Origin of the sequence: Enterobacter quasihormaechei, from assembly GCF_004331385.1 — a bacterium.
Classification (GTDB): Bacteria; Pseudomonadota; Gammaproteobacteria; order Enterobacterales; family Enterobacteriaceae; genus Enterobacter; species Enterobacter quasihormaechei.
Window position 1 is genome coordinate 63,025 of sequence record NZ_SJON01000012.1, and the last position, 16,470, is coordinate 79,494.

The window sequence follows — 16,470 nt, forward strand, 5'->3', positions numbered from 1 at the left end:
GGGCAAAAATCATACATACAAAAATATAACCCTCTGTAAATTACAGGGCATGGTGAGCGGCTTCGCTATGCCCAAAATCTGGAGACAGATTGCGATGGATATTCCAGTTACTGCTGCAAAAACCGGGCGTCGCCGTTACCTGACGCTGATGATGATCTTTATTACCGTGGTCATTTGCTATGTCGACCGCGCCAACCTCGCCGTGGCATCGGCCCATATTCAGGAAGAGTTCGGCATCACCAAAGCGGAAATGGGCTATGTCTTCTCGGCGTTTGCCTGGCTGTATACGCTCTGTCAGATCCCCGGCGGCTGGTTCCTTGACCGCGTGGGATCGCGTCTGACCTACTTTATCGCTATTTTGGGCTGGTCCGTGGCGACCCTGTTCCAGGGCTTCGCCACCGGGCTGATGTCGCTGATTGGCCTGCGCGCCATCACCGGGGTGTTTGAAGCGCCCGCGTTCCCGACCAACAACCGCATGGTGACCAGCTGGTTCCCGGAACATGAGCGTGCCTCTGCCGTAGGCTTTTACACCTCCGGGCAGTTTGTGGGCCTGGCATTTCTGACGCCGCTGTTAATCTGGATCCAGGAGCTGCTGAGCTGGCACTGGGTGTTTATCGTCACCGGCGGGATCGGCATTATCTGGTCGCTCATCTGGTTCAAGGTGTATCAGCCGCCGCGTCTGACCAAAAGCATCACCAAAGCCGAGCTGGACTACATCCGCGACGGTGGCGGTCTGGTAGATGGCGATGCTCCGGTGAAAAAAGAGGCGCGCCAGCCGTTAACCAAAGCGGACTGGAAGCTGGTCTTCCACCGTAAGCTGGTGGGCGTGTATCTGGGTCAGTTCGCGGTGACCTCCACGCTGTGGTTCTTCCTCACCTGGTTCCCGAACTACCTGACGCAGGAAAAAGGGATCACCGCTCTGAAGGCGGGCTTTATGACCACCGTGCCGTTCCTGGCGGCCTTCTTCGGCGTACTGCTCTCGGGCTGGCTGGCGGACAAGCTGGTGAAAAAAGGCTTCTCGCTGGGCGTGGCGCGTAAAACACCGATTATCTGTGGGCTGCTGATCTCTACCTGCATCATGGGGGCGAACTACACCAACGATCCGGTGTGGATTATGACCCTGATGGCGGTGGCATTCTTCGGGAACGGCTTTGCCTCCATCACCTGGTCTCTGGTGTCGTCCCTGGCGCCGATGCGTCTGATCGGCCTGACCGGCGGCGTGTTTAACTTCGTTGGCGGGCTGGGCGGGATCACCGTGCCGCTGGTTATCGGCTACCTTGCGCAGGACTACGGCTTTGGTCCGGCTCTGGTGTATATCTCTGCCGTGGCGCTGATCGGCGCGCTCTCCTACATCCTGCTGGTGGGCGACGTGAAACGAGTAGGCTAACGCCTTAGGATGTTTTACCCTGATGCGATAACCGCGCATCAGGGTATCCTTATGAAACAAATCACCTTCGCTTCCCGCCACCACCAGCTCACCAATATCAACACCTGGACGCCAGACAGCCAGTGGCTTGTCTATGACGTGCGGCCGTCCGGCGCGTCGTTTACCGGTAAAACCATTGAGCGGGTCAATGTCAGTACGGGCGAGGTTGAGGTGATCTACCGTGCCGCTGACGGCGCGCATGTCGGCGTGGTAACCGTTCATCCTGCTGAGGATAAATATGTATTTATCCACGGCCCGAAAAACCCCGATGCAGACTGGCAGTATGATTTTCACCATCGTCAGGGAGTGATTGTGCACAACGGCGAGGTGAGCAATCTCGATGCGATGGATATCACCGCGCCTTACACGGCTGGCGCGCTGCGTGGCGGCAGCCACGTCCACGTTTTTAGCCCGAACGGGCAGTTCGTCAGCTTTACCTACAACGACCATGTGCTGCACGAGCGCGATCCGAAGCTGGATTTGCGTAACGTCGGGGTAGCTGCGCCTTTCGGCCCGGTAAACCCACAGGGGAACCATCCGCGGGAATATGCTGGCACCTTCTGGAGCGTGCTGGTAAGCCGTACAACGCCGAACCCGCAACCGGGCAGCGATGAGATTAACCGCGCCTATGAAGAGGGCTGGGTGGGCAACGACAGGCTGGCGTTTATCGGCGATACGGTGTCTGCGAAAGGCGAAAAGGTGCCTGAACTGTTTATTGTGGACCTCCCCAAAGATGAGCAGGGCTGGAAACGGGCGGGCGAGGCGCCGTTGCAGGGAACGCCTGAGACGATGCCCGCGCCTCCTGCGGGCATCACGCAACGCCGCTTAACCTTCACCCATCAGAAGTCGTATCCGGGGCTGGTGAACGTGCCGCGCCACTGGGTACGCAGCAATCCGCAGGGGACGCAGATTGCGTTTTTAATGCGGGACGATAACGGCGTTGTGCAGCTGTGGCTTATCTCACCTGAGGGCGGCGAGCCGCGCCAGTTGACCCACAGTGAGAGTGATATCCAGTCGGCCTTTAACTGGCATCCCTCCGGCCACACACTTGGGTTTGTGCTCGAAAGCCGCATCGCCTGCTGCGATGCGCAGACCGGAAAGGTGACGTTTTTGACGTCCGATCATGGCAATCCGCCGTCTGCTGACGCAGTGGTCTATTCCCCGGACGGGCGTTTTATCGCGTGGATGGAAGAGAAGGACGGTTTCCGCCAGCTGTGGCTAACGGAAACCGCACGGAATTAGCGCGGGGGCATCTCTGCGGGCGGGATGACGGAGTTGGTTGCCAGCGTCTCCTGCTCGCTTTTCTCAACGCGCGAGCGCACTGAGCTGTCGGTGCGGAACATATCCCACGGCAGCAGAAGCGTATCGGCAACCGCCGTAAACGGCATATCAAGAATCGCCAGAGATTTGGTACCCCAGTTTGTCTCATCATCAGAGATCATGGCGGCACTGGCGCGCGTCCCCGGATATGTTCCTTCTTTACCGCCGGTGTGCGACATCACGCTCGAACACCCGCAAAGTAAAACAACCCCGCTGAACGTCGCCAGCTTAATCAGAACATTTCTCATCATCACTCAGTCATCTTTAGTAGCACGGCATTGACCTGCAACTCAGGGTTATAGCGAGGCGCGTCCAAAATGGACAGTCCAAAACATCTGCACTGTGGTCGCCATCGCAATTTAACCCTTTGTGCTGTGCCCCTGAGTCTATGCGACATCCAGCAAAGTGCAAAAAAATCTCGCATTAATACGCTTGAAAAGCCCGTATCCAGACCCATTTTAAGGATGTACCCCGATAACGGACACGCCTGATGGGTGTTCGGGGGAACGGAAGCCTGTCCATGGTGGAAGGCTACATTTTCTCGCTGATTTCAGGAGCTTTTATCTATGCGTAACTTCGATCTCTCTCCGCTATACCGTTCTGCCATTGGTTTTGATCGTCTGTTCAACCACTTAGAAAACAACCAGAGCCAGAGCAACGGCTATCCTCCTTACAACGTTGAACTGGTTGACGAAAACCACTACCGCATTGCGATTGCTGTCGCCGGTTTCGCAGAGAGCGAACTGGAGATCACCGCCCAGGACAATCTGCTGGTGGTGAAAGGCTCCCATGCGGGCGAGCAGAAAGAACGAACCTACCTTTACCAGGGCATCGCAGAGCGCAACTTTGAGCGCAAGTTCCAGCTGGCTGAGAACATCCACGTCAAGGGCGCGAACCTGGTGAACGGCCTGCTGTTTATCGAACTGGAACGTGTGATTCCGGAAGAGAAAAAACCACGCCGTATCGAAATCAACTAATTATGCGGGTCGCTAACGCGGCCCACCTGAAATTGCTTGCCGTAAAGGGAGCATATGCGAATCCGTAAGGGTTTGCAGGTACAACTGCGCACAAAATTAAACTGTGCCGAACTCGCTTCTCAGAAGGAGATTTAGTATGCGTAACTATGATTTTTCCCCTCTTCTGCGTCAGTGGATCGGTTTTGACAAACTGGCTAACGCGCTGCAAAGCGCGACCGAACAGCAGACGTTTCCGCCGTACAACATCGAAAAAAGCGATGATAATCACTACCGCATCACGCTCGCGCTGGCCGGGTTCCGTCAGGAAGATCTCGACATCCAGCTTGAGGGCACGCGCCTGACCGTGAAAGGGTCGCCGGAAAAACCAGACACCGAGACCAAATGGCTGCATCAGGGGCTTGTCACTCAGCCGTTCAGCCTGAGCTTTACGCTGGCAGACCATATGGAAGTGTCTGGCGCGACGTTTACCAACGGGCTGCTGAATATTGACCTCATCCGTAACGTGCCGGAAGCCATTGCGCCGCAGCGCATCGCCATTAGCGAACGTCCGGCGTTGAATAGCTAATACATTTTTTGCCGGGTAGAGGCTGCGCAAAACCTGCCAAACCTGAAGGTCGGGTAAGGCGCAGCCGCCACCCGACACTACCCACAGACTGCACGAAGCCCTGCCCCGGCAGGGCTTTTTTGTGCGCCATCCCCCATACAGCCGCCGCTGGCTCTGAGAGAATCCTTAGTATAACTATGGTTATACACAGGATGTGGATCATGAGTGATATCGCGTTAACCGTGAGCGTGTTGGCCCTTGTCGCGGTAGTCGGGTTGTGGCTGGGGAATATCAAAATCCGCGGCGTCGGGTTTGGTATCGGCGGGGTGCTGTTCGGCGGGATTTTTGTCGGCCATTTTGCCGACCAGCTTGGGTGGGTGCTCAGCGCCGATATGCTGCATTTCATTCAGGAATTTGGCCTGATCCTCTTTGTGTATACCATCGGCATTCAGGTGGGTCCGGGTTTCTTCGCTTCGCTGCGCGTCTCCGGTTTACGCCTTAATCTCTTTGCTTTCGGCATTGTTGTGATGGGGGGGCTGGTCACCGCGATCCTGCATAAACTCTTCGCTATTCCGTTGCCTGTCGTGCTGGGTATTTTCTCCGGAGCCGTCACTAACACGCCTGCGCTCGGGGCGGGTCAGCAAATTCTGCGCGATTTGGGTATCCCGGCTGATGTCGTCGATCAGATGGGGATGAGCTACGCCATGGCCTATCCGTTTGGTATTTGCGGTATTTTGCTCTCGATGTGGCTGGTGCGCGTGCTGTTCCGCGTTAACGTTGAACAGGAGGCGAAGGAGCATGAAAGCACCCTGACCAACGGCCATGCGCTCATTAAAACCATCAACATTCGCGTCGAAAATCCCAATCTGAACAATATGGCGATACAGGATGTTCCCATTCTGAACAGCGCGACCATTATCTGTTCACGCCTGAAACGCGATGACACGCTGATGGTGCCTTCGCCCGATACCCTTATTCAACACGGCGATCTCCTGCATCTGGTAGGGCAACCGGCGGATTTAAACAATGCCCGGCTGGTGATTGGTCAGGAGGTAGATACCTCGCTCTCAACCCGTGGAACGGATATGCGCGTGGAGCGCGTGGTGGTGACCAATGAGAAGGTGCTGGGCAAGAAAATACGCGATTTGCAGGTTAAAGAGCGCTATGACGTGGTGATCTCCCGTCTTAATCGCGCTGGCGTGGAGCTGGTGGCCAGCCAGGATGCGAGCCTGCAATTTGGTGATATTCTCAACCTGGTCGGGCGTCCGTCATCCATTGATGCCGTAGCGAACATGGTGGGAAACGCGCAGCAAAAACTCCAGCAGGTGCAGATGCTGCCGGTCTTTATCGGTGTCGGGCTTGGGGTGATGCTTGGCTCCATCCCTCTGTACGTGCCCGGCTTCCCGGTAGCGCTGAAGCTGGGTCTGGCTGGCGGGCCGCTCATTATGGCGCTGATCCTCGGGCGTATCGGCTCCATCGGTAAGCTCTACTGGTTTATGCCGCCGAGCGCTAACCTGGCGCTGCGGGAGTTAGGCATCGTGCTGTTTCTGGCGGTGGTGGGGCTGAAATCCGGCGGCGATTTTGTCGATACCCTGGTGAACGGCGAAGGGATGAGCTGGGTAGGATACGGCATATTTATTACCGGCATCCCACTGATAACGGTCGGATTACTGGCGCGTATGTTCGCTAAAATGAACTATCTCACGCTGTGCGGCATGCTGGCTGGCTCTATGACCGATCCGCCCGCGCTGGCGTTCGCCAATAACCTGCACGCCACCAGCGGCGCGGCGGCGCTGTCTTACGCCACGGTTTATCCGCTGGTGATGTTTCTGCGCATCATCACCCCACAGCTACTGGCGGTGCTGTTCTGGGGAATGGGCTAGCCTCGCTGACCGGCATTACCCGATGCCGGTCTCCTTGTCTCCGTTAATTTACGCTATGCTGAAGCCTGCTTCTGGTACGACAAGGAACCTTCATGAACATTTCCCGCCTCGGTGAAGCGCCGGACTACCGCTTCTCACTGGCTAACGAGCGTACATTTTTAGCGTGGATCCGTACTGCCCTGGGCTTTCTGGCCGCAGGCGTTGGCCTTGATCAACTCGCCCCTGATTTTGCCACCCCGCTGATCCGCGAAGCGCTGTCCCTGCTACTGTGTCTGTTAGCCGGCGTGCTGGCGATCTACGGCTACCTGCGGTGGCTGCGCAACGAAAAGGCGATGCGTCTGAAGCAGGATCTCCCTTACACGCGCGGTTTGCTTATCATCAGTACGATTTTGCTGCTGGTGGCTGGCATCGTGATGTTACTGGTGTTCTATGCCGGATAGCCGCAAAGCGCGGCGGGAAGCAGACCCCGGGCTTCAGCCGGAGCGTACCTCGCTGGCCTGGCTACGCACGCTGCTGGGGTATGGCGCGCTGATTGCGCTTGCCATTAAGCACAACTGGCACCGCACGGGGATGCCATTCTGGATCTCCATCGTTGTGCTGGCGCTGGTAGCCATTATTTTATGGCGCTATACCCGCAGCCGGAACCTGATGGACGTCGCGCACAGTGATTTCGCACAGCCAGGGGCGGTGCGGGATAAGTTCCTGATCGCCCTGGCCGTGTTGTCCCTGTCGCTGCTGTTTGCGGTAACCCATATTCGACAAATTTTGCATCTGTAGGCCGGGTAAGGCGCCGCCGCCCGGCATAATTACTTCCCTTTCGCCAGATAATTCGCCATCTCGTCATCCGGCACCATGCCGCCGCCGGTTGCCCAGACCAGGTGCGTCGTGTTGGCATCTGACTTTATCCGTACCGGCCCCACCATCCCCGCCAGCGCCGACGGCTCCAGGCGAATGCCCTCCTCCTGCGCCAGCCAGCCGAGCAGGTCGTACATGCTCTGATCGGAGAGGGTAAAGAACCCGTCAAGCAGACGCTCCATCGCGCGACCCACGAAGCCGGACGCGCGGCCTACCGCCAGCCCGTCCGCCGCCGTCACGTTATCAATACCCAGATCCTGTACGGCGATCTCATCGTGCAGACCGGTATGGACACCCAGCAGCATGCACGGCGAGTGCGTAGGCTCGGCGAAGAAACAGTGCACGCTGTCGCCAAAGGCCAGCTTCAGGCCAAACGCCACGCCGCCGGGCCCGCCGCCGACGCCGCACGGCAGATAGACGTTTAGGGGATGTTCAGCGTCCACCACGCGCCCCTGTGCGGCAAACTGCGCTTTCAGGCGCTCGCCCGCCACCGCATAGCCCAGGAACAGCGTGCGGGAGTTCTCATCGTCAATAAAGAAGCAGTTCGGATCGCTTTCCGCTGCTTTGCGCCCTTGCTCCACCGCCACACCGTAATCCTGCTCGTATTCCACAACGATCACGCCGTGGCTGCGCAGCCTGGCTTTTTTCCATTCACGGGCGTCGGCAGACATATGCACCGTAACCTTAAAGCCGATGCGCGCGCTCATGATGCCGATGGACAGCCCGAGGTTGCCGGTTGAGCCCACGGCGATGCTGTACTGGCTGAAGAAGTCCTTGAAGCGCGGCTCCAGCAGAATGCTGTAATCGTCATCCAGCTTGAGCAAGCCTGAGGCCAGCGCCAGTTTCTCCGCGTGAGCCAGCACTTCATAAATGCCGCCGCGCGCTTTAATGGAGCCGGAAATAGGCAGATGGCTGTCTTTTTTCAGCAGCAGCGTGCCGGGGATCGTTACGCCACATTCCTGCTCCAGACGCGTTTTCATTGCCGGAATGGCGACCAGTTCAGATTCAATAATTCCGCCCGCTGCCGCCGTTTCCGGGAAGGCTTTCGCCAGATACGGCGCGAAGCGTTGCAGGCGCGCGTGGGCGTCGTCAACGTCGGCTTTGGTCAGCCCGACATAGGGCAACCCTTCAGCCAGCGTCGTGGTACGCGGGTTGAGCCAGGTGGTTTCTTCCAGGGCAATCAGATCCTCAACCAGAGGAAACCGTGCGGTTAACGCGTTGATCGTTGCGCTTTTCATCGTCCATCTCTTCGCAAGGGGGTTCATCCGGTATTAAGCATAAAAAAGAGGCATACTGACAAATGATATAAATTGCGTTTCAGGTGAACCAGATTGAACCAACCACGAAGAGATGAGGGCGATGGTGGAAGATAAGCGACGGCTAAACGGCTGGCAGCTGTCCAAAATGCATACCTTTGAAGCGGCTGCCCGGTATGAATCTTTTGCGCTGGCAGCCGCTGAGCTGTCCCTGACCCCCAGCGCGGTAAGCCACCGCATCAGCCTGCTGGAAGACGAGCTGGGCATTCAGCTGTTTACACGCTCGCACCGCAAAGTTGAGCTGACGCAGGAGGGGAAGCGCGTGTACTGGACGCTAAAATCCTCGCTCGACGCGCTGAACCAGGAGGTTCTGGACATTAAAAACCAGGCGCTGTCGGGCACGCTGACGGTTTATTCCCGTCCGTCGATCGCCCAGTGCTGGCTGGTGCCGATGCTTGGCGACTTTACCCAACGCTATCCGTCTATTTCGCTGAACGTGCTGACGGGCAATGAAGACGTGAATATGCAGCGAACGGGCGTCGATCTGGCGCTCTATTTCGATGATTCACCGCCGAAGCAGCTCGGTTATCACTTCCTGATGGATGAAGCGATCCTGCCGGTCTGCTCACCGGAATATGCCAGGCAGCACGCGCTGGCGCAAAATCCCGATAACCTTCACCGCTGCACGCTGCTCCATGACCGTCAGGCCTGGAGCCACGATTCCGCCACGGATGAATGGTCAAGCTGGGCGACGCATTTTGGCGTGAATATGCCGCCCTCATCGGGGATTGGGTTCGACCGTGCGGATCTGGCGATTATTGCCGCGACGCACCACGCCGGCGTTGCGATGGGGCGAAAAAGGCTGGTGCAAAAGCATCTCGTGTGCGGCGAGCTGATTGCCCCTTTCGGCGAAAAGACGCTTAAATGTCATCAGCACTACTACGTCTCAACGCTTTCGGGCCGGCAATGGCCAAAAATTGACGCCTTTATCGGCTGGCTGAAAGAGCGGGCGAACTGAAGAATTATTACGCTTTGGCTCTACACCAAATGCGAAAAAGCGTGCTAAATACAGGCTAACGATTTGATTTTCGCAAGGTGCGACGTGCTGAAGCCTTTCATTGTCACCGTGTTAGCGATCGCTTCCGGCTGGGCCTGTGCCGCTGAGCCGCCGCTGACGGCTGCCCGTTACGCGCAGATGCTGGGTGTCGGGATGGACGTCGACTGGGCCCGCACCGAGCGCGGTATCCGAGAGTTTGATCCGCTGGTGGTCCGTGATTTTCGGGTGAAAGGCATACGTCATGTCCGCATTCGGGTGGCGGGCGAACCCACGGAAGCGCGACTGATTCACCTGCGCAAGCTGGTGGAGGCCTGCGAGCAATACGGCATCATCCCCATCGTCGCTTATCAGGCCGATGAATATAAAAACGACCCGAAAGCGGATACCGAAAAAGCGGTGATCGATTGGTGGATTGCCGTGGCGCATTATTTTGGTCAGCGTTCGCCGTTACTGGGGTTTGACCTGATCTACGAACCGGCGGACAAGCTCAACCACAACATGGTTTCCCTCAACCGGGTGTATGAGAAAGCGATCAAAGGCATTCACGCCATTGATGCCAGCCGCATGATTTTTATCGCACCTCGCCTGCGCGCCGCGCCAGAGGATTTGTCCAGCCTGAAGCTGCCCGCGCACAGCCAGAATTACCTGCTGGCAGAGTGGCATATTTTCCCGTGGGGTCCGCTGAAAACGAACGGCAAATACCCGTGGACGTCCGGAACCGCGGCGGAGAAAACGGCTATTCGCAACCGAATCAACGCCGCCCTGCGCTGGCAACAAAAAACCGGGCACGTGAGTTGGGTAGGTGGCTGGGGTGTGGGCGAGTCGAAAACCCTGACGCCAACCGCCTCGCAGATGGCGTTTGCCACGTTTATGGCGTGCCAGCTGCAAAAGGCTGCTATTCCGTATGCGATAAACGCCGATGTTCAGTTTTATGACGGGGAAGAGGGGGCGTGGCGTCCTGCGCCAGAGCGGCTATTGCAGGCGATGATTGCGCCCGGGTGTGAAAAGCCCGGCGAGAAGCCGGGCCATCATGCGATTAAACAGGCTGTTCGTGATGCGAGACACGCGACGCCAGCGGCAGCCAGCACAGCAAAATCAGCAGCCCCATCAGAGTCATCAGCAAGCCTAAACTAGCCTGCCCGGTCTGCGGCATCATCGCGGAGAGCCAGGCGAGCGCGCCGGAACCAATATTCTGCAAACCGCCCACCAGGGCACCAGCGGTACCCGCGAGGAACGGGAACGGCTCCATTGCGCCGCTGGTGGCGAGCGGGAACAGCATGCCCGCGCCGAAGAAGAACAGCGCCGCCGGGACGAGCAACGTCCAGACCGACATCACGTCAAACAGCCCCGGGATCCACATCATCAGCCCGGCCAGCAGACAGCTGATCACGGCCTGCCACATCAGCGTGGAGAAGCGTTTGTTCGGACGTCCGGCGAACCATGCGCCGAAGAACGCCGCCGGGATCGGCAGAATAAACAGGATACTCACCACCATGCTGCTCAGGCCAAGGCCTGCGCCCAGCAGCACGCCGGAACAGGCTTCGAACACGGCAATGCCCGCCAGGCCGCCGATCAGCATCAATAAATAACAGGTAAACGACCCGTTGCCGAACAGCGTTTTATAGCTGGCGATAAGCTTCGTGCGCGGCGCGTCCTGCGGACGTGTTTCCGGCATCCAGCGCGCCATGCTGAAGGTGACGATCGCGCACAGCACCAGCAGGAAGGCGTAACAGGCGCGCCAGGACCACACGGTGTCCAGCAGGCCACCGATCAGCGGCGCGAGCAGCGGGCTCACCAGAATACCCATGTTTAACAGGCTGTTGGCGTGACGGAGCTGGGTGCCTTGATACATATCTCGCGGCAGGGTACGCGCCATGACCCCGCCTACGCCGGTGCCCACACCCTGGAGAGCGCTGGCGGCAATCAGTACGGTCAGGCTATGGGTGGTAATGGCAATGACCGTCGCCACCATGAAAATGCTCATGCCCACCAGAATGACCGGGCGACGCCCGACGCGATCGGACAGGGGACCATAAACCAGCTGTGAAACGCCATAGGTCAGCAGGTAGGCTGCCATCACGCTCTGTACCGCCCCTTCGCGGACGTTCAGATCTTTTGCCATATCGGCAATCGCCGGAATATAGATGGTTTGCGCCATCTGCCCGACGGCCACCAGTAACACCAGCATCAACAATAAGTTCACGTTCCGTTGCTTTTTCATGTCGCTGAATACTTTTGCCAAAAGAGAGAAATAAAGAATAAGTGACTACGCATTCCCATAAATGCGCGAGGAATCTACCACAGTGAGATGACAATTTAAGCATTACTGTGATGAATGACAGAGGGCGTGAAGGCAGGATTTGTAAACAAGATCGGCAACTAATGTTGCCAGCGAATTACGCCAGGCGAAGCAGGACCGCACCGGCGGCTATACCCAGCGCCGCCGCGATGCGCAGGCCAGCAACTTTCTCTTTTAAAAGCACAAATGCGATTAATGCGCCGAAGAGAATCGAGGTTTCACGCAGCGCCGCGACCACCGCCAGCGGCGCCTGCGTCATCGCCCAAAGCGCCAGACCGTAAGATCCCATCGTCCCGACGCCGCCGAGTAGCCCCTTTTTCCAGTGCAGGCGCAGATAGGCTGACGCTTCACGGCGGCGGGCTACCATCGCCCAGCTCAGCAGGCAGAAGCCGTTCATGAAGAAGGTCCAGAGCGTGTAGCCCAGCGCCGAGTCTGATAACCGCACGCCGGTGCCGTCCACCAGCGTATACCCGGCGATAAAACAGGCGTTCAGCAGTGCCAGCCAGATCCCCTTGCGCGACTGCATGCGGCCATTCATCGCCATCGCCAGAATTGACAGGCAAATGACGCCGATACCGGACCAGGCAAGCCAGGAGAGGTGGTCGCCAAGCGCCAGCACGCTGATCAGCGCCACCAGCAGCGGTGCGGTACCGCGCATCAGCGGATAGGTCTGGCTCATGTCGGAGACCTGATAGGTTTTTGCCACCAGTACCGTATACACCACCTGTAACGCGCAGGAAACGAACAAATAGGGCCAGCTTGCAGCCGTCGGCTGGGGAGAGAAAGGCAGTAAAATCAGGGCAATAAGCGCGGCTGAACCGCTGACGCCGATCGCAGAGTAGAGCTTGTCCGTTCCGGCCTTAACGATGGCGTTCCAGCTGGCATGCAGCAGTGCGGCGAACAGTAAAATGCAGAAAACGGTGATGGTCATGGCGTTTCAAATGGTGAAATGTCATCCAACTGTAACATTCACCCTTGGATGCTGCCAGACGCTTACACTGCGCAAAAAAGGCGGTGCGTGACCCGGGGTTCGTCTGACACCAGCCTGAAGCCTGCCCGATGATAAAATCCGTACGCAGTTTCCGGCGCATGGGTATTAAGAAAATCAAACCAGATGCTGGCATCCGCCATCACCACGGTCAAAAGCTGCTTTCCAATGCCCAGCCCGCGGCACTTTTCGCTGACATAGAGATGACGAATACGTCCGGCGCGCGGCTGCTGGCTGAACGGATCGCGATTAAGACCGCACACGCCCACTAGCTTGCCGTTAAGAAACGCCCCCAGCAGCTTTTCACCCGGGGCATTGAAGCGGTTTTCACCTCGCTGCCAGTTCTCTTCCAGCCTGCGCAGCATGTTGAAATTCAACGCGATACTCTCGGCCTTCAGGGCGATATAGCCCGGCTCATCAGGCGTAACAGGCTCAATTAACAGACGCGACATAGCATTCCCTCGTTGTTAAAGAGGGGCGGTTGCCCGCCCCTCTCAGGTGCGACTTGAACCTGAATCACCGAACGTATTTCAGGACAGCATCAAGCAGTTGCAATACAGCAACAATGAGTTTGAGGACAAGTATGACCATATCCACGACGCTCATACGCGTCTCCTTTTGGTTAAAAGGAGCACGATGCTGGCGTACCTTTCCGCCGCCTGTGGCCAGCACCTGGATTGACGTAACACAGTGTGCTCACTTCAGGGGTTAAGGCACTGACGGCACCACCCGTTTCAGCCAGGACTTCGTTGCGCCGGTAAACTGCGGCCCCCTCGCTCACTGCGAACACCCTCAGTATAGATAAATACTGTATGCATGAACAGTATTTTATGGACAAAATTTGGAAGGCGATCCATACTCAAAAACGTCAAAATCCGTGCCGGAATTGCGCGTTCGTCTTCGATCGCGTATACTTTTCGCGTTGACGTAACACAGTGTGTTCTGCGGCGACCAACCGCAAAACCCTGAAAAAAACCTCGCTTAGGCGGGGTTTTTTGTTTTCTGAGGTTAGACAAAAAATTGACGGGCGTTGACATATTGGCAACGCATGTTATTGTTGCCATTATGGCAACGGACGCGGCAGGCATGCAGTATGCATTTAATCTCAATGAAGGCAGTTTGTGAGGCGGTAAGCCAGTTTCCACAATACAGGGATGAACTTCTCTTTTTGGGAAGAGTTATCGAAAAAAGCCATTGCCCGACGCCTGCTGCGCTAAGAAAACTGTTTCCAACGCTGGATAACTTCAAGTATCTCGATAAGCATTATGTTATTGATATTGCAAATAACAATCTCAGAGTAGTGGCTCTCATTTTCTTTGAAAGCCAAAAGTTTTATGTGCGCCATGTTTTTACTCATAAGTAATATGACCGTTTTACGGAGAAACATCGCACTAAGGGGAAGAAATGATGATCGTTGCTGATGCACTAAAAGCTACGCATGACCTTGTTGCGGCTGTTCCTCTGCTGGGTGAACATCCTAACGAGAAGGATTACCAGGACGCACTGGAGCTGGTTGAGTATCTGCTCATGCATGAACCTGGCAGCCCTTTACTGGATATTGTATGTGCGAGAATCAGCCGCTACGAAGCAAACCGGCCTGAAATTGTCGCGCTACGCCAGGAGATGGAATCTGTTCCCGTGGGGATTGCGGTGTTAAGAACGCTTATGGATCAGCACAAACTCACTATTTCGGATTTTCAGGATGAAATAGGCAGTAAATCAATGGTTTCAAGGGTACTCAATGGGCAGCGTCAGCTCACACTGAACCATATAAAAAAACTGGCGGCCCGCTTTGGCGTTTCGCCTGCGCTGTTTATTGAGTGAGATAAAAGCCTTTTTATGGTTTCATCACCCAACAAACGAAACGTGATCCCTGACGCATTTTTGCGCAGATGAAAATATTTCCATTGTCACGCCCGAAAACCTGTGTTTGTATAAATTCAATCAATGATTCCAAACACAGGTCCCCAATGACTTCATCCATCTTCACTTCGACCCTACTAAAAACTGCGCAACCAGCCGCAGTGGTCGTCGTGCGTGTGGTGGTGGTCGTCGGCAATGCGCCGTAGGGACTGGATCAACACACGAATCCAAAACCCCGCCGGCGCAAACCGGGCGGGGTTTTTCGTTTAGGACCCTCCCCGGAAGGCTGGCTCAGAAGAAAAGGACTGGAGCATGGCAAGTTCGGGCACAACATCCACAAAGACGCGTTTTACAGGCGCGCAGCTGATTGTTCATTTACTGGAACGACAGGGCATCACCACGGTTGCGGGTATTCCGGGTGGAACCGTGCTGCCGCTGTATGATGCGTTAAGCCAAAGCACGCAGATCCGCCACGTGCTGGCGCGTCACGAGCAGGGAGCCGGTTTTATCGCTCAGGGCATGGCGCGTACCCAGGGCAAACCGGCGGTGTGTATGGCCTGTAGCGGGCCGGGCGCCACTAACCTGGTGACCGCCATCGCCGACGCGCGTCTCGACTCCATTCCGCTGATCTGCATTACCGGCCAGGTACCGTCCTCGATGATCGGCACCGATGCGTTCCAGGAAGTGGATACCTACGGCATCTCTATCCCCATCACCAAACATAACTATTTAGTTCGCGATATCAGCGAGCTGCCTCAGGTGATCAGCGATGCGTTCCGCATTGCGCAGTCTGGCCGCCCGGGTCCGGTGTGGATAGACATTCCTAAGGACGTACAGACCGCAGAGATCGAGATCGACGTGCTGCCTGCGCCGGGCGAGCGTGCCCCCGCGCCGGAATTCAGCGCTGAGAGCGTGCGCGACGCCGCCGCCATGATTAACGCCGCCAGACGTCCGGTGCTCTATCTGGGCGGCGGGGCGATTAACGCCGCGGATGAAATCCGTGCGTTCGCGGAAAAAGCCAGCCTGCCGACCACGATGACCCTGATGGCGCTGGGCATGCTGCCTAAAGCGCACCCATTGTCTTTAGGCATGCTGGGCATGCACGGCGCGCGCAGCACCAACTACATCCTGCAAGAGGCGGATTTGCTGATTGTTATGGGTGCACGTTTTGATGACCGGGCGATTGGCAAAACCGAGGAGTTCTGCCCGAACGCCAAAATTATTCATGTGGATATCGACCGCGCCGAGCTGGGTAAAATCAAGCAGCCGCACGTGGCGATTCAGGGCGACGTGGCCGACGTGCTGGCGCAGCTGATCCCGCAGACGGACGCAGTTGACCGCACCGACTGGCGTAAACTGGTGGCCGATCTGCAACGCGAGTTCCCGGGCGCCATCCCAACCGAGGGCGACCCGCTGAGCCACTACGGGCTGATCAACGCCGTGGCCGCCTGCGTGGACGACAGCGCGATCATCACCACCGACGTCGGCCAGCATCAGATGTGGACCGCGCAGGCCTATCCGCTGAACCGTCCGCGCCAGTGGCTGACCTCCGGCGGCCTCGGCACCATGGGCTTCGGCCTGCCGGCGGCAGTAGGCGCGGCGCTCGCCAACCCGGACCGCAAGGTTATCTGCTTCTCCGGCGACGGCAGCCTGATGATGAACATTCAGGAAATGGCGACCGCGGCCGAAAACCAGCTGGACGTCAAAATCATCCTGATGAACAACGAGGCGCTGGGTCTGGTGCACCAGCAGCAGAGCCTGTTCTACAAGCAGGGCGTGTTTGCCGCGACCTATCCGGGGACGATCAACTTCATGCAGATTGCCGCCGGTTTTGGCCTGCACACCTGCGATCTGAACGCCGAAGACGATGCCCACGCGGCGTTGCAGGAGGCGATTGCTCGTCCGGGCCCGGCGCTGATCCACGTGCGTATCGACGCGCAGCAAAAAGTGTATCCGATGGTGCCGCCGGGTGCGGCCAATACTGAGATGGTGGGGGAATAAG

19 protein-coding genes and 1 other annotated feature are annotated in these 16,470 nt (G+C 57.1%); of the genes, 13 read left to right on the forward strand and 6 right to left on the reverse strand.

What is annotated here, in order from left to right:
* The first annotated feature begins 49 nt into the window (after nucleotides 1-49).
* Nucleotides 50-1,387: an MFS transporter gene (locus tag E0L16_RS15580; RefSeq protein WP_077221130.1), complete on the forward strand. Its 1,338-nt coding sequence runs from the start codon at nucleotides 50-52 to the stop codon at nucleotides 1,385-1,387.
* Between the two features lie 51 nt (nucleotides 1,388-1,438).
* Complete coding sequence (locus tag E0L16_RS15585; RefSeq protein WP_207388512.1) at nucleotides 1,439-2,668, forward strand: YidR family protein; 1,230 nt, start codon at nucleotides 1,439-1,441, stop codon at nucleotides 2,666-2,668.
* Here the strand turns inward: E0L16_RS15585 and E0L16_RS15590 are convergent.
* Nucleotides 2,665-2,997 (reverse strand): YceK/YidQ family lipoprotein, encoded by a 333-nt coding sequence (locus tag E0L16_RS15590; RefSeq protein WP_063868628.1) that lies wholly within the window; start codon nucleotides 2,995-2,997, stop codon nucleotides 2,665-2,667. The genes E0L16_RS15585 and E0L16_RS15590 overlap by 4 nt on opposite strands.
* Before the next feature lie 248 nt (nucleotides 2,998-3,245).
* Nucleotides 3,246-3,319: a sequence feature (ROSE (Repression Of Heat Shock gene Expression) occurs in the 5'-region of heat shock genes and acts as an RNA thermometer to modulate expression.), on the forward strand.
* Here E0L16_RS15590 and ibpA point away from each other — a divergent pair.
* From ibpA to E0L16_RS15620, 5 genes are all read left to right on the forward strand, one after another.
* Nucleotides 3,313-3,723 carry a small heat shock chaperone IbpA gene (ibpA, locus tag E0L16_RS15600; RefSeq protein WP_003861094.1) on the forward strand — a complete coding sequence of 137 codons (411 nt, stop codon included), beginning with the start codon at nucleotides 3,313-3,315 and terminating at the stop codon, nucleotides 3,721-3,723. Its footprint overlaps the feature before it by 7 nt.
* A gap of 136 nt (nucleotides 3,724-3,859) precedes the next feature.
* A complete protein-coding gene (ibpB, locus tag E0L16_RS15605) occupies nucleotides 3,860-4,288 on the forward strand; it encodes a small heat shock chaperone IbpB (RefSeq protein ID WP_131637302.1) in 429 nt (142 codons plus the stop codon).
* A gap of 200 nt (nucleotides 4,289-4,488) precedes the next feature.
* Entirely contained in the window at nucleotides 4,489-6,150 is a 1,662-nt protein-coding gene (locus E0L16_RS15610; protein ID WP_131637304.1) for a putative transporter, read from the forward strand.
* A 92-nt stretch (nucleotides 6,151-6,242) separates the two neighbouring features.
* Nucleotides 6,243-6,590, forward strand: a complete 348-nt coding sequence (locus E0L16_RS15615) for a YidH family protein (protein WP_063452060.1) — start codon at nucleotides 6,243-6,245, stop codon at nucleotides 6,588-6,590.
* The gene (locus E0L16_RS15620; RefSeq protein ID WP_112792460.1) at nucleotides 6,580-6,927 is read left to right on the forward strand and encodes a DUF202 domain-containing protein; all 348 of its coding nucleotides are present in this window, start codon (nucleotides 6,580-6,582) and stop codon (nucleotides 6,925-6,927) included. Before E0L16_RS15615 ends, E0L16_RS15620 begins: the two co-directional genes overlap by 11 nt.
* Before the next feature lie 29 nt (nucleotides 6,928-6,956).
* Here E0L16_RS15620 and dsdA read toward each other — a convergent pair whose 3' ends face one another.
* Nucleotides 6,957-8,243, reverse strand: a complete 1,287-nt coding sequence (gene dsdA, locus E0L16_RS15625) for a D-serine ammonia-lyase (protein WP_131637306.1) — start codon at nucleotides 8,241-8,243, stop codon at nucleotides 6,957-6,959.
* Between the two features lie 121 nt (nucleotides 8,244-8,364).
* On the opposite strand from dsdA, the gene dsdC reads away from it, so the two are divergent.
* Both dsdC and E0L16_RS15635 read left to right on the forward strand, forming a co-directional pair.
* Nucleotides 8,365-9,279, forward strand: coding sequence for a DNA-binding transcriptional regulator DsdC (gene dsdC / locus E0L16_RS15630; RefSeq protein WP_242672231.1), 915 nt, complete (start codon nucleotides 8,365-8,367; stop codon nucleotides 9,277-9,279).
* A gap of 84 nt (nucleotides 9,280-9,363) precedes the next feature.
* Nucleotides 9,364-10,452, forward strand: coding sequence for a cellulase family glycosylhydrolase (locus E0L16_RS15635; RefSeq protein WP_131637310.1), 1,089 nt, complete (start codon nucleotides 9,364-9,366; stop codon nucleotides 10,450-10,452).
* On the opposite strand, the gene emrD is transcribed toward E0L16_RS15635, so the two are convergent.
* The 4 genes from emrD to tisB form a co-directional block, all read right to left on the reverse strand.
* The gene (gene emrD / locus E0L16_RS15640; RefSeq protein ID WP_107535638.1) at nucleotides 10,355-11,539 is read right to left on the reverse strand and encodes a multidrug efflux MFS transporter EmrD; all 1,185 of its coding nucleotides are present in this window, start codon (nucleotides 11,537-11,539) and stop codon (nucleotides 10,355-10,357) included. The two genes, E0L16_RS15635 and emrD, sit on opposite strands and share 98 nt — an antisense overlap.
* Before the next feature lie 175 nt (nucleotides 11,540-11,714).
* Entirely contained in the window at nucleotides 11,715-12,548 is an 834-nt protein-coding gene (locus E0L16_RS15645; RefSeq protein ID WP_063868642.1) for a DMT family transporter, read from the reverse strand.
* 62 nt (nucleotides 12,549-12,610) lie between these two features.
* Nucleotides 12,611-13,057, reverse strand: a complete 447-nt coding sequence (locus E0L16_RS15650) for a GNAT family N-acetyltransferase (RefSeq protein WP_063868644.1) — start codon at nucleotides 13,055-13,057, stop codon at nucleotides 12,611-12,613.
* A 64-nt stretch (nucleotides 13,058-13,121) separates the two neighbouring features.
* Complete coding sequence (tisB, locus tag E0L16_RS22360; protein ID WP_017383683.1) at nucleotides 13,122-13,211, reverse strand: type I toxin-antitoxin system toxin TisB; 90 nt, start codon at nucleotides 13,209-13,211, stop codon at nucleotides 13,122-13,124.
* Between the two features lie 487 nt (nucleotides 13,212-13,698).
* On the opposite strand from tisB, the gene E0L16_RS15660 reads away from it, so the two are divergent.
* From E0L16_RS15660 to ilvB, 4 genes are all read left to right on the forward strand, one after another.
* Nucleotides 13,699-13,968: a type II toxin-antitoxin system HigB family toxin gene (locus E0L16_RS15660; protein ID WP_131637312.1), complete on the forward strand. Its 270-nt coding sequence runs from the start codon at nucleotides 13,699-13,701 to the stop codon at nucleotides 13,966-13,968.
* A gap of 44 nt (nucleotides 13,969-14,012) precedes the next feature.
* Nucleotides 14,013-14,429, forward strand: coding sequence for a helix-turn-helix domain-containing protein (locus tag E0L16_RS15665; protein WP_063452214.1), 417 nt, complete (start codon nucleotides 14,013-14,015; stop codon nucleotides 14,427-14,429).
* A gap of 146 nt (nucleotides 14,430-14,575) precedes the next feature.
* On the forward strand, nucleotides 14,576-14,674 hold the full coding sequence (ivbL, locus tag E0L16_RS15670; protein WP_057979964.1) for an ilvB operon leader peptide IvbL: 99 nt from the start codon (nucleotides 14,576-14,578) through the stop codon (nucleotides 14,672-14,674).
* A 106-nt stretch (nucleotides 14,675-14,780) separates the two neighbouring features.
* Nucleotides 14,781-16,469 carry an acetolactate synthase large subunit gene (gene ilvB / locus E0L16_RS15675; RefSeq protein ID WP_131637314.1) on the forward strand — a complete coding sequence of 563 codons (1,689 nt, stop codon included), beginning with the start codon at nucleotides 14,781-14,783 and terminating at the stop codon, nucleotides 16,467-16,469.
* Nucleotide 16,470: the final 1 nt, after the last annotated feature.

What these genes read in the sequence shown, in the direction of transcription:
- E0L16_RS15620 (WP_112792460.1), top strand. Translation starts at nt 6,580, where the DNA reads ATGCCGGATAGCCGCAAAGCGCGGCGGGAAGCAGACCCCGGGCTTCAG.
- E0L16_RS15585 (WP_207388512.1), top strand. Translation starts at nt 1,439, where the DNA reads ATGAAACAAATCACCTTCGCTTCCCGCCACCACCAGCTCACCAATATC.
- E0L16_RS15610 (WP_131637304.1), top strand. Translation starts at nt 4,489, where the DNA reads ATGAGTGATATCGCGTTAACCGTGAGCGTGTTGGCCCTTGTCGCGGTA.
- E0L16_RS15590 (WP_063868628.1), bottom strand. Translation starts at nt 2,997, where the DNA reads ATGATGAGAAATGTTCTGATTAAGCTGGCGACGTTCAGCGGGGTTGTT.
- dsdA (WP_131637306.1), bottom strand. Translation starts at nt 8,243, where the DNA reads ATGAAAAGCGCAACGATCAACGCGTTAACCGCACGGTTTCCTCTGGTT.
- dsdC (WP_242672231.1), top strand. Translation starts at nt 8,365, where the DNA reads ATGGTGGAAGATAAGCGACGGCTAAACGGCTGGCAGCTGTCCAAAATG.
- E0L16_RS15615 (WP_063452060.1), top strand. Translation starts at nt 6,243, where the DNA reads ATGAACATTTCCCGCCTCGGTGAAGCGCCGGACTACCGCTTCTCACTG.
- E0L16_RS15650 (WP_063868644.1), bottom strand. Translation starts at nt 13,057, where the DNA reads ATGTCGCGTCTGTTAATTGAGCCTGTTACGCCTGATGAGCCGGGCTAT.
- tisB (WP_017383683.1), bottom strand. Translation starts at nt 13,211, where the DNA reads ATGAGCGTCGTGGATATGGTCATACTTGTCCTCAAACTCATTGTTGCT.
- ibpA (WP_003861094.1), top strand. Translation starts at nt 3,313, where the DNA reads ATGCGTAACTTCGATCTCTCTCCGCTATACCGTTCTGCCATTGGTTTT.
- E0L16_RS15645 (WP_063868642.1), bottom strand. Translation starts at nt 12,548, where the DNA reads ATGACCATCACCGTTTTCTGCATTTTACTGTTCGCCGCACTGCTGCAT.
- E0L16_RS15660 (WP_131637312.1), top strand. Translation starts at nt 13,699, where the DNA reads ATGCATTTAATCTCAATGAAGGCAGTTTGTGAGGCGGTAAGCCAGTTT.
- emrD (WP_107535638.1), bottom strand. Translation starts at nt 11,539, where the DNA reads ATGAAAAAGCAACGGAACGTGAACTTATTGTTGATGCTGGTGTTACTG.
- ibpB (WP_131637302.1), top strand. Translation starts at nt 3,860, where the DNA reads ATGCGTAACTATGATTTTTCCCCTCTTCTGCGTCAGTGGATCGGTTTT.
- E0L16_RS15665 (WP_063452214.1), top strand. Translation starts at nt 14,013, where the DNA reads ATGATCGTTGCTGATGCACTAAAAGCTACGCATGACCTTGTTGCGGCT.
- ilvB (WP_131637314.1), top strand. Translation starts at nt 14,781, where the DNA reads ATGGCAAGTTCGGGCACAACATCCACAAAGACGCGTTTTACAGGCGCG.
- ivbL (WP_057979964.1), top strand. Translation starts at nt 14,576, where the DNA reads ATGACTTCATCCATCTTCACTTCGACCCTACTAAAAACTGCGCAACCA.
- E0L16_RS15580 (WP_077221130.1), top strand. Translation starts at nt 50, where the DNA reads ATGGTGAGCGGCTTCGCTATGCCCAAAATCTGGAGACAGATTGCGATG.